This window comes from Bartonella sp. F02 (genome assembly GCF_026929975.1).
Taxonomy (GTDB): domain Bacteria; phylum Pseudomonadota; class Alphaproteobacteria; order Rhizobiales; family Rhizobiaceae; genus Bartonella.
The window spans coordinates 116,467-128,608 of record NZ_JANHOK010000004.1 but is presented as its reverse complement, the minus strand read 5'-3'; the positions used below and the strand labels follow the sequence as shown (position 1 = coordinate 128,608).

The window sequence follows — 12,142 nt, the reverse complement described above, 5'->3', positions numbered from 1 at the left end:
GATCATTTCAAGCTATTTACTTCGTTCATGTTTATAACGATGCACAGTTATTTTTGGTTTTTTCGAAAGAAAAAAGATGTTTCATATACTCCATTAACTTTTTAATAGGGCATCAGAGACATTACAGATAAAAAATCATGTTTAAGGATGACACTTTGGTACGAGATGTTTAAAAAATGTATTATCAAGAATGATATTGTTATTCTTATGGTTTTAGAAATCAATTAACTCAATTTAGAACAACTATTTTTTATGTTTTCAAGTAGTTATACAAGTCACAAAATGCTTTAATACTTATTGCATACACTGCAACTTCAGATAAACTGTGACTTTAAGAGTTTTTCACTTCCAATCGATATCGGAGCGAATGATATTTATCGGAGCGAATGGTATTTGCACATTTAGTTGAACCTGAGCAGAAGTATTTGAGTCAGGATTTTCTGATGAAAACGTTTCTACAGACAAACCATACTGATAACATATCTCTCCCATATCAGAAATCGTTTGCAAAACAATCTTTTGTAAAGAACGATCATATTTTATTTTAGCTTCAGATGGAAAAAAAGTATCAAAAAATATCTCCATAAAATGTGGATAATGTCGTAGATAAGATGCACAGCCATTTTTGGTATTCGGATCATATTTCTTACCTATTTTCTCAATGGCTTCAAGGAGAGACTTTTTTAAAAGACGATCATATTTACTTCCAGTGTCTTGATAATTTAAAATACGTACAAAATATTCAGGATCTTTTTCTATTTTGTTGGCCAAATAAGACACAGAGCCATTTTTGGTATTCGGATCATGTTCCTTACCTATTTTCTCAATAGTTTCAAGGAGAGATTTTTTTAAAAAACAATTATATTCATTTTCAGTGCCTAGATGATTAAAAATACGTGAAAATACTTTGCTAAATAATTCGCTAAAATAGAAAGAATTCTTTTTCTCCTCAGAAACTAAATGGCTAACAAAACTATCCTTGTCGTATTGCGTCTTCGCTTTTGTAATTTGTTGAATAACAGCTGTTCTTAAAGAGCAAATTCTGTTCATTTTTGTATGTTTTATTTCCTGAAGAGAATATGTTGTTGTGAGAAACTCAAAGAATTGTTGAGAATCACCTTTAAGATTTTGAGAATCACCTTTAAGATGATGTACAAAGTAAGACACACAATCGCCTTCACTATCAGCATTTTCTCTTTTTTTTAAATATTGTCCTACTTCATTAGCAGCTTCAACAAGAGCATTCTTTAACGATTCGTCATATTCTGCACCATTTTGAGGTGCTAAGACTTGTTCAAACAGTGAAAAATAAATTGAATAGTGTTTATGTGCTAAATATATTAGATAAGGAACAAAACTATCTTTATTATATTTTGCTTTTGTATCTTGTGTTTCTTTTATACTGTAATTATCAATATGTTGTGTGCCAATTTTATTAGTGACTTGAATAATAGCTTGTTTAAAATGAAGAAAATTTTCATCGTTTTTATATCGCTCAATTTTTTCACAAGAGAAAAGATCTATAAGAAAGTTAGCAAATGTTTGTTGAGTTTTTATCAAAAGACGCTGAAAATAAGGAGAAATTCCATCTCTACCACGTTCTTTTTCTATTGCCTCAACAAAAGATAGACAATTTATAGGCAAAATATCTTCTTGTTCTTCTAGGAAATTTGAAAATTGTTCTAGTAGGTAATAACAATCATCGAAATTTTCAGTAAATTTATCATCTACGTTTTTGAAATTTGTTTTAACAATATCAATTAACTTATTTTTAAAAGAATCATTGTTTTCTTTATTCTCTAAAGCCTTTATAATTTCATCAAAACATTTTTTAGAGTTACTTGTGATGATGAAAGAAATATAAAAGAAAAGATCTTTTTTCCCATATTCTCTTCCTATTTTTTGAACAGCGTCGATAAATAATTTTTCAAAAAAAGAATTGGATTTTGTTTTATTTTTATTAAAGAGTTCAATAAATTTTTTAGGTTTGTTGTGTTCTAAATATATTAAATAAGGGACAAGATGATTGTTGTCATCATTATCTTCGGCTATGCTCCAATAAGGTAAGATAGGAGCATATTTTTCAAAAAAAACATCTTGCAAGAAGTTTTTGCCTATCTCCTCAGCCGCTGAATGAAGAAGGCCTTTATGAGAACAAGCATTGAACAGAAGGTCAATAAATTTTTCAGGGTTTTCTTTTGCTATATTGACTAAATATGACCTTAGATCATTTGTATTATTTACTTCACAAGCAGCTTTTTCAAATTTTTTTTGTAAAAAATCCATAACTGGACTCTCATTTTTTTGAAGAAAGAACACCCTATGAAATGTATCAGTAAACGGTTCATAATTTTTTTTAGCAAAATATATTAAATAAGCGACAAAAGGATCTTCATCAAATTCACTATATTTACTTCCTATTTTCTGAGCAGCTTTAAGAAAACATTCTTTAAAAAATAGGTCATGTTTTGCTTCATGATATTGAAAAAAATGTTTATCAAGGAGATAAAAATAAACAACAGGGTGTTTGTCTGCGAGATATATGAAATAAGAGGAAAGACCATCGGCGTCATCTTGTTTTCCAACTTCTTTAGCGACTTTGAGGACCATTTTTTTTAAAAAAAGATAGTTTTTTCCGTTAGCTTTCGGATAAAATAAAACCGAATGAATTACCCAAATAAATATTTCAGGGTAAGAAATTGCTAGATATTTAAAGAAACAAGTAAAGTTCCTTATCCGGTCATCATCTTTGTTTATGAAGTTGTAGAGAAAAGATATCCATTGTTTTCTATATTTATAACCTACAATGAGAAGTATTAATATTGCGGATGTTGATGGAAACTTATTGCATAATAATGAAGTCAAATAGTCAAAATTCATAATAAAATCTTAAGTGCAAAAATAAAACAGTAAAACCTATATGGACAATTATATTTACGATCGTATGAGATTTATTTACATAGAAAGACCCTAATTCAAGAAAATAAGTGAGCGCTTTGACCCTGTAAAGATTTGAAGTGAATATTCTTTAAAAATTTTAAAATTCCAAAAAGATATAATGATTGAAGTATATACCATTTCTTTTCAACTTTTTGTGATTATAAAATATGCTATGCATAATAATTACTTTTTATACTTTATCTTTTCTAAAATTTAAATTGCGACCTTGATGGTGCTCTTGTCCAAAAAGCGCTTATGATAAAATTAATTATAATCATTGTTTGTTATGAATGCAGAGTTGAAGAGGGGTTCTGAAGATGATGATAATGTATAGGTTCGATAAAGCTCGTGACTATTTTTAAACGAAAGATAATGGGCGGATACCCAACCTTTTTGTGTATTATAGCTAATTTGACACCAGTTCCCACTGCAAGTGTGAACGAGAACTGATTGTCCTGCAGGAATTAAACCACGCAGTGTATAATATGTGCTCGGTCCTGCTCTAAAATTAAGGTTTGTTGTTACGATAGCATTTGCAGCATATGTTTTTATTGTGACGAAGAAGAGAGAGAGCAATACAAAAAAATAGGCTATTTTTTTCACTGTTTCCTCACAGGATTTCTCTCTATTTTCATACAATTTTCTTGTAAGTTATAACAGAATGACAAAAAATACAATTTTTCTCTACGATATAGAGAAGCGTTATAGAGAGTGAAATGTGCGTTTTTAATTTAAAATATCATCTCAATTTATAAATAATAAAGGAATACACTATATTCTCCTTTATTTTTGTATGGAAAATAGGGTTTCTGTACTATATAATGGAGGCAATTGTAATATCCGGATTCCAAAATATTTTTGGAAGCCGTTTTTTATGTTTTATAAAGCCTTCCGTGTGAAAGAAAGGGACAGATCATGGAAAAAGTTCCGATGACTACAGCTGGTTTTGAAAGTCTTAAAGAGGAACTGCGTTGGCGTCAACAGCAAGAGCGTCCGAGGATTATTGAAGCAATTTCTGAAGCTCGTGCGCATGGAGATCTCTCCGAGAATGCTGAATATCACGCTGCTAAAGAAGCGCAAAGCTATAATGAAGGACGAATTAATGAGCTTGAAGATTATATTGCGCGAGCAGAAGTCATAAATGTTTCACGTCTTTCAGGCGATAGAATTCAGTTTGGAGCAACGATAAAACTTTTAGATGAAGATACTGAAGAAAATAAGGTTTATCAGATTGTTGGTGATCAAGAGGCTGATGTAAAAATTGGTAAGATTTCGATTTCTTCACCTATTGCACGTGCTCTGATTGGTAAACAAGAGGGTGATGTTATTGAAGTGAATGCACCGGGTGGTGCGCATAATTACGAAATTATTGAAGTGCAATATATTTAAGTATTTTAAGTATTATGCGCATGTCTTTAAAGACAACGGATGTGATTGCTCCTCATTTTAAAAGACGCTTGTCAGGAGTTACTTCTACAATCATTCAACTTGTTCCGTTACAGAGAAAACAAGGAGTTGCTATATCCACTTTAGGGCCGGGATTACCGAAAAATTTTCCGGCTCTCTCTTTTAAGGATCTTTTCGGACTTTGGAAAGCTCCTATAGGAAAACCATTTCGTATTTGGCATGCGCGGCGTAATATTGAGATGCTGTGTGGGGTTTTTTTGCGCGATGTTTTGCGAATGAAGCTTAAGCTTGTCTTTACGTCAGCATCTCAACGACACCATAAACCATTTACAAAGTGGTTAATTCGTCGCATGGATAAGGTTATTGCTACAAGTGCACGTACAGGGGCTTATTTAGAAGTTCCTTATGAAGTTATTATGCATGGAATAGATCTTGAGCGTTTTTCACCACCCAAAACGGCTGATGATTGTTTTTCTGCTGCAGGGTTTCCAGGAAAATATGCGATAGGATGTTTTGGGCGTATACGCTATTCAAAGGGAACTGATTTATTTGTCGATGCAATGATAGCTTTATTGCCGCGTTATCCCGAATGGACAGCGATTATTGCGGGTCGTACTACAGAACAGCATTGTTATTTTGAGAAAAAATTACGTAGAAAGATTACGGCTTCCGATTTGAGTGATCGTATTATTTTTCTTGGAGAGATTCTGGATACACACCGGTGGTACCGCCGTATGTCACTTTATGTCGCACCTTCTCGGGAGGAAGGTTTTGGGTTAACACCATTAGAAGCGATGGCTTCACAGACAGCTGTTGTGGCTAGTGATGTGGGTATTTATGAAGATTTGGTTATAGAAGGAACAGGCACAGTTGTGAAAGCAGGAGATGGGTCAGCTTTAATTGAAGCCATTGAGCCGTATTTTGCCGATTTAGAAAAAACATTAAAAGCAGGAGAAAAGGCTTATTCTCATGTTCGGACACATTTCCCTCTAGAAAAAGAAGCAGTTGCAATTGGAAATGTGTATAAAGAAATATTTTCAAGTGCAGCACTTTAAATTTATGGATTCAATTTAAACTCTTATTTATGCGTTATTTGTGATGATGAATGTTAAAGCTCTTATATGAATTCTATATTTAGCTCGTAGAGGCATTTTGAGAGCCATGTTATAGAAATAAAGTTTTGGTTGGATGAGATAAATTAGCTATAACTCTAAAAACTTTAGTGTATGTCAAAGTTCTTGTGTTGAGTACTTTTTATAAATTTTAGACTGCGGATGCGTTTTCAATAAAGTCAGTGCAGAAATTTCAATTATAATATATTAAAATTGTTCACGCCAAAAAGCAGGAACAAAAAGTACAAATATAGTTAGAATTTCGAGACGCCCAACAAGCATTAGGAAACTTAAAATCCACAAAGCATTATCATTAATTGTTGAGAAGTTTCCAACAGGACCAATAATATCTCCAAAACCGGGACCAATATTTGAAAGAGCTGTTAAAGCACCTGTAAAGGACGATGTAAAATCAAGACCAGTTGTGAGTAAAAGTGCAGTCCCAATAAGAAGACAAAACATATAAAGACAGACAAACAGCAAAACTTCTTTTGCAATATCGTTTGATATATTTGAATGATCATAGCGAACTTTTACGACAGTATTTGGGGAGAGAAGTTTTGTCATATTCGTTTGCGCAATACGCCAAAGAATAATCAAACGGTTAATTTTTATGCCTCCAGAAGTAGAGCCAGCACATCCGCCTGTAAAAGAAATAATAAAAAAGATACCAAGCGCAAAAGGACCCCACAGCTGATAGTCTTCGGCACTGTAGCCAGTGGTGCTAATGATCGATGTAAGATGAAAAATAACATCAAGAAAAACCCAGTGAGATGTTAAATGATCATGAAATCGTAACCATAATGCCAAAGCAGAACTGAATAGAAAAACGATCGTGAGAAAAACAATAACTTGCGGATCAATAGAGCGTTTAGCTTGGCCAGGAAGAACGAGTTTAACGTAAAGCATAAAAGGAAGAGAAGACAGCAGCATAAAAATTGTTGCAACAATCAAAATAGCTGGTTTATCAGAGAAATAACCGAAAGAAGCATCATGCGTTGAGAAACCAGCTGTTGCTATTGTACTCATTGCGTGATTTATGGAATCAAATAAAGTCATGCCGGCAGCAAAATAAGAAAGTGTGCAGGTAAATGTTAGTCCTACATAGGCCGTGATAATTCCATTGGCAATTTGTGTGATTCGAGGTAATATTTTTGCGGATTTTTCTGATGACTCCATATGAAAAAGTTGTATTCCCTCTGCTCGAAATGAGGGTAAGAGTAATAAAGCTAAACCAATAAAACCAATCCCTCCAATCCAGCATATAATGGAGCGCCATAATAAAATGCCTCTGGATAAGTGGTCAAGATTTGTTATGACTGTGGATCCTGTTGTTGTTATCCCTGAGATAGCTTCAAAAACTGCACCGGCTAAAGAAATGGGAAGTAAAGAAAGATAAAGAGGCAGAGCTCCTACCATACTTCCTGTTAACCACAAACAAACAGTAAGTGTAAAACCGAGCCGTGCTGAAAAACGACAGGTAGCGCCTTTAGTTGCTAAAAGAATTAAGGTTGCTAACATAGTTGTAATGGCACAAGGATAAAGAAAAATTGTCCAATTTTGACTTCCATCACGCAAATCTACAAAAGCCGGCAAAAGCATTGCCATGCCCATGATTAATGCAAAACGTGCACAGACATTGGTAATAAATTGAAAAATGATTTTTCCCTATCTTTTGTGTTTGTTGTCGTATTCTGTTTATTAAGCTTTATATACTAGTATATATTAAGTATGCTGTTATCAATTGGCAATCAATCTTTCAGAAAATCTTGAAAAAAGTACATGTTCATCATAATTTAAATTGTTGAAACAGTCTTTTTTAGGGATTGTACTTCTTTCATAATTGATGAATAAAAATGCAAAATGCGCAATCAATAAAGAGAATCTCATGACACAATCGCATATTCGTGTTCTTATTGTTGGTTCAGGACCAGCGGGTTATACCGCATCAATTTATGCGGCGAGAGCAATGCTTGAACCTGTTTTGGTTACTGGATTACAACAGGGAGGACAGTTGATGATTACAACTGATGTTGAAAATTATCCAGGTTTTACTGATCCAATTCAAGGTCCATGGTTGATGGAACAAATGGCAAAGCAAGCTGAGCGTATGGGGACGAAAATTATCTATGATAATATTATAAAAGCTGATTTATCAAAACGTCCTTTTAGTCTATATGGAGATTCTGGAACACATTATTGTTGTGATGCGCTTATTATTGCAACAGGAGCACAAGCGCGTTGGCTTGGTTTAGACAGTGAACAGACCTTTATGGGTGGAGGTGTTTCTGCTTGTGCGACCTGTGATGGTTTCTTCTATCGTGATAAAGATGTTGTTGTTGTAGGGGGAGGCAATACAGCTGTTGAAGAGGCACTGTATTTATCGCATTTAGCTAAAAGTGTACATGTTGTTCATCGGCGAGATCATTTTCGAGCGGAAAAAATCTTGCAAAATAGATTGTTTGCCCGTGATAATGTGCGCGTTATTTGGGATCATGTGGTTGAAGAGATCGTTGGTTTGCCAGCTCAGCCTTCAAGAGGTGCTCTTGTAACGGGTGCACGTCTTAAAAATGTAAAAACAGGTCAAGAGCTTAAAATAAATGCAGATGGAATATTTATTGCCATTGGACATAATCCCTCTGTTTCTCTTTTTGAAGGGCAATTGAAACAAAAACCAAACGGTTATTTATGGACAGCACCAGATTCAACGACAACAAGTGTAGCAGGTGTTTTTGCTGCAGGAGATGTGACGGATGATGTGTTCCGCCAGGCGGTAACTGCGGCGGGAAGAGGATGCATGGCGGCATTGGAAGCGGAACGGTTTTTAGATTCGCAGATGTAAAACTCAATATTTGAATAACGTTTGTGATTCATTAATAATATAAAATTAGAGAAAAAATTGTGGTTGTACCGTTAGATTGGGATAAACTAAGAGTGTTTCATGCTGCTGCAGAAGCAGGTTCTTTTACACGTGCTGCTCAAAGACTTTATTTATCTCAATCAGCTATCTCACGACAGGTGTCAGCTTTAGAACAGGATGTCGGTGTTCCTTTATTTCAACGTCATGCACGTGGCTTAATTTTAACAGAGCAGGGTGAAATTCTCTATCGTACAGCTCATGATGTTCTCATGAAACTGGAAAATGCTCGTTCACAATTAAATGAAAGTCGAGAGAAGCCAAAAGGACATTTACGTGTTACCTCAACATTTGGAATGGGAGCAGGATGGCTTGCGGAACGTATGCCAGAATTTCTTAATCTTTATCCTGATATGCAAATTCAACTTTTGCTGAACGATGAAGAAGTAGATTTAACAATGCGTTATGCGGACTGTGCTGTTCGTTTACATCAGCCTCAGCAACCTGATATTATACAAAGAAAATTATTTACAGTTCATATGCATGTTTATGCTTCAGAAAATTATATTGAACAATATGGAAAACCAGAAAAATTGTCTGAGCTTGATTCACATCGTATTATTTCATTTGGTGAACCTATTCCACATCATTTATCTGGTTTGAATTGGCTGGAAAAAGTTGGAAGAAGAGATAGTTCTTTGCGTTTTTCTGTATTACAAATCAATAATATTATTTCTATTAAAAACGCACTTATACGTGATTTTGGTATTGCAGTCCTTCCTGATTATATTGTGAATAATGATGAGAAACTTGTACGTCTTTTTCCTGATATGATTGATATACCTTCTTTCGATACATTCTTTTGTTACTCTAATGCCTTAAAGAATTCAGCGAAACTCATTGCTTTTAGAGATTACATTTTTTCAAAAGCACGCCAATGGTCATTTTAACAGATTTAAAAATTACGCCACAATAAGAGAGCAGCCATGTACTTATTGCATAGCAGATACGCTTAAGTTTTTATTGTCTTCATTTTTATAAAATGAGATAAGGTACTATCTCTTGATTATGTTTCTCTTTATTGCGTTTTCTTGAGTGTTCCCTTTCGAAGGTCTAAAAGTTAATTTATCTCCAAAGATCTTCCAATTTAACCGGGCATTTGCCCGGTATTTTTTTAGTTTAAACCGGAATCCCTAAACACCAATTGTGGTGAAAAAGTGAAATATAATGAAAAATTACAAAAGAAAAATCTCAAAAATTGTGTGAAGAATAAATGATTTTTTCTAAAAATTAATATATTTTGAAGAAATAGAGGCTCTATTCGCACTGTATCGATATGTTTTAGAGTATTAAAATTTTACTTATTCGTATCTCTATAACTACCAATTTTTTTATGGTCATTCATTAAAATGGAGTGTTTGGAAGATTGTTTTTTAGAATATCAATTTTGTACAGTTATTTTTTTCAAAAAATACAACATTCATGCTCTATTCTACTCTCATGCATGTAAACGTTTTGATATAAAACTGCTCATAAGAATCAAAATTAGGGTGATTAAGATAAACTGTTGCAAAAGCGCTGGATCCGTAAACAAGCCTCTTCGAGTAATTTTTCTGATGTTGCATAAGAAATGCGAAATGCTGGTCCGAGTCCAAAAGCAGATCCATGAACAACGGCAACAGATTCTTCCTCTAGAAGTGCAATAACGAAATCTTCATCATTGGTGATAACTTTACCTTTAGGCGTTTTTTTTCCGATGAGTTTTTCACAAGAAGGATAGACGTAAAAAGCGCCTTCTGGTGTTGGACAATGAAGACCAGGAGCTTGGTTCAGTAAGGAAACGACAAGATCACGGCGTGTTTGAAAAATTATTTTATTTTTCATAATAAAATCTTGAGGACCATTGAGAGCTTCAACTGCTGCCCATTGTGAAATAGAGCTTGTGCCAGACGTTTGTTGACCCTGAATGATATCCATAGCTTTAATTAATTCTTTTGGTCCACCTGCATAACCGATTCGCCACCCAGTCATGGCATAAGCTTTGGAAACGCCATTCATTGTTAAAGTACGCTCATAAAGCAGTGGCTCGACTTGTGCTGGGGTAACAAAAGAAAAGTCTCCGTAGGTTAAATGTTCATATATGTCGTCGGAGAGGATATGAACGTGAGGGTATTTGACTAAAACATCTGTGATTTTTTTTAATTCGTCATGTGTATAAGCAGCACCTGATGGATTTGATGGAGAGTTAAAAATAAACCATTTAGTTTTAGGAGTAATGGCAGATTCCAATTCCTGTGGTTGCAGTTTATAAGAAAACTCTGTTTTTGTTTCTACGAAAACAGGTACTCCACCGTTAATGGCTACCATTTCTGGATAACTAACCCAATAAGGAGAAGGAATAATTACTTCATCTCCTGTATTTAAAGTTGCCATCAATGCATTAAAAAGGATTTGTTTTCCGCCAGTTCCTACGATAATTTGCTCTGGTGTGTAGTCGAGGTTATTCTCTCGTTTAAATTTTGCAGAAATTGCTTGGCGCAATTCTGGAATCCCAGATATAGGAGTATATTTTGTTTCTCCGCGTTGAATAGCTTTAATTGCAGATTCTTTAATATGATCAGGTGTATCGAAATCTGGCTCTCCAGCACTTAAAGCAATGACATTATGACCTAAAGCTTTCAAAGTTCGCGCTTTCTGAGAAACAGCAATTGTTGCAGAAGGTTTGATATGAGAAAGCTTGTCGGCAATAAAAGCCATAATATAAACTCCTTAATGTAGGATAAGAAAATAATTGTATGTGCAAAGAATTTTCATAAATAATTATGTTGTATGCAATAAAAAACTGCAAGGAATTTTTTGAAAGATCTTATATTAGACGTTGATTTTATAATTTTTTTTGCATTGATGAGAAAGAAGATTTTAGAAAATAAAAGTGAAAAGAACTTGCTTTCATGTTGACGATATCAATTTGTTTGCAAAAAATAATAAAAATTGATGGAACAGCTTTTATAGATGATTTTGTGTGATTATTGACTGTAAGATAACTTTCAATCAAAAAATTATTTAATCGATGTTGTATAAAATGGAAGAAAATTTTCAATTTATTCATTCTGTGAAATTGTAACAGAAAGAATTGAATAAATTTATTCTGTGATAAGAGTAAAATTCTTATATTAAAATGAATTGTATGAGGAGAGAAGCAGGATAGCAATAATGTCTATAATGATGTGTTGTTGCATTATAGATATTTTGTAATTTTATCAAAAAGCGCTGTAAGAGATTACAATAAATTTTATAGAAAATATGGGGATTTTTCAGCCGTTATACGGAGAAAATTATTTATTTTTATAGTAACAAACTGTTTTTTTTAAAAAAAACTCGCCTAGAAAGGCGAGATTCTGTAAAGTAGATAAGTGAAGAAATTTAAACAGCAGCAAGATTCCCCGCGGAAAATTTTCCGGAACGACGATCTTGAAGAACCTCATAAGATACTTTCTGACCTTCGTTTAGGCTGTTCAAACCAGAACGCTCAACAGCAGAAATATGAACAAATACATCTGCACTTCCATCACTCGGTTGGATAAAACCAAAACCTTTTGTTGCATTAAACCACTTAACTATTCCTGTCGACATAGGAAACTCCTGAATATAAAAATAATTATATATTGGAGCTTTAAGCATCCAATACAGTTGTAGATCGAAATTAGGTAGGAGAAGTTTCGTCAAAAGTGCACATCGCACAGAAAAAAAAGTCACGTAACCAAAAGTCCGACGAGAGGAACTATAAAATAATTCCTAGTGAAATGCAAGCTGAATCGATTTTTTC

9 protein-coding genes are annotated in these 12,142 nt (G+C 33.8%); 4 read left to right on the top strand and 5 right to left on the bottom strand.

Features of this window, described 5'->3' with window-relative positions; all coding sequences use genetic code 11:
- Positions 1-342: 342 nt before the first annotated feature.
- A complete protein-coding gene (locus NPY00_RS04500; protein WP_269020875.1) occupies positions 343-2,880 on the bottom strand; it encodes a hypothetical protein in 2,538 nt (845 codons plus the stop codon).
- 324 nt (positions 2,881-3,204) lie between these two features.
- A complete protein-coding gene (locus tag NPY00_RS04495) occupies positions 3,205-3,543 on the bottom strand; it encodes an SH3 domain-containing protein (protein ID WP_269020874.1) in 339 nt (112 codons plus the stop codon).
- A 312-nt stretch (positions 3,544-3,855) separates the two neighbouring features.
- Here NPY00_RS04495 and greA point away from each other — a divergent pair, with 312 nt between their 5' ends.
- Together greA and NPY00_RS04485 are read left to right on the top strand one after the other, a co-directional pair.
- The gene (gene greA / locus NPY00_RS04490; protein WP_269020873.1) at positions 3,856-4,329 is read left to right on the top strand and encodes a transcription elongation factor GreA; all 474 of its coding nucleotides are present in this window, start codon (positions 3,856-3,858) and stop codon (positions 4,327-4,329) included.
- 14 nt (positions 4,330-4,343) lie between these two features.
- Positions 4,344-5,402 (top strand): glycosyltransferase family 4 protein, encoded by a 1,059-nt coding sequence (locus NPY00_RS04485; protein WP_269020872.1) that lies wholly within the window; start codon positions 4,344-4,346, stop codon positions 5,400-5,402.
- Between the two features lie 264 nt (positions 5,403-5,666).
- Here NPY00_RS04485 and NPY00_RS04480 read toward each other — a convergent pair whose 3' ends face one another.
- Positions 5,667-7,061 carry a TrkH family potassium uptake protein gene (locus tag NPY00_RS04480; RefSeq protein ID WP_269020942.1) on the bottom strand — a complete coding sequence of 465 codons (1,395 nt, stop codon included), beginning with the start codon at positions 7,059-7,061 and terminating at the stop codon, positions 5,667-5,669.
- 286 nt (positions 7,062-7,347) lie between these two features.
- Here NPY00_RS04480 and trxB point away from each other — a divergent pair, with 286 nt between their 5' ends.
- Both trxB and NPY00_RS04470 read left to right on the top strand, forming a co-directional pair.
- Positions 7,348-8,301, top strand: a complete 954-nt coding sequence (trxB, locus tag NPY00_RS04475) for a thioredoxin-disulfide reductase (protein WP_269020871.1) — start codon at positions 7,348-7,350, stop codon at positions 8,299-8,301.
- 59 nt (positions 8,302-8,360) lie between these two features.
- On the top strand, positions 8,361-9,266 hold the full coding sequence (locus tag NPY00_RS04470) for a LysR family transcriptional regulator (protein WP_269020870.1): 906 nt from the start codon (positions 8,361-8,363) through the stop codon (positions 9,264-9,266).
- Positions 9,267-9,870: 604 nt separating this feature from the next.
- Here the strand turns inward: NPY00_RS04470 and NPY00_RS04465 are convergent.
- Together NPY00_RS04465 and NPY00_RS04460 are read right to left on the bottom strand one after the other, a co-directional pair.
- Complete coding sequence (locus NPY00_RS04465; protein WP_269020869.1) at positions 9,871-11,073, bottom strand: pyridoxal phosphate-dependent aminotransferase; 1,203 nt, start codon at positions 11,071-11,073, stop codon at positions 9,871-9,873.
- A gap of 666 nt (positions 11,074-11,739) precedes the next feature.
- Positions 11,740-11,949 carry a cold-shock protein gene (locus NPY00_RS04460; protein WP_269020868.1) on the bottom strand — a complete coding sequence of 70 codons (210 nt, stop codon included), beginning with the start codon at positions 11,947-11,949 and terminating at the stop codon, positions 11,740-11,742.
- Positions 11,950-12,142 lie beyond the last annotated feature (193 nt).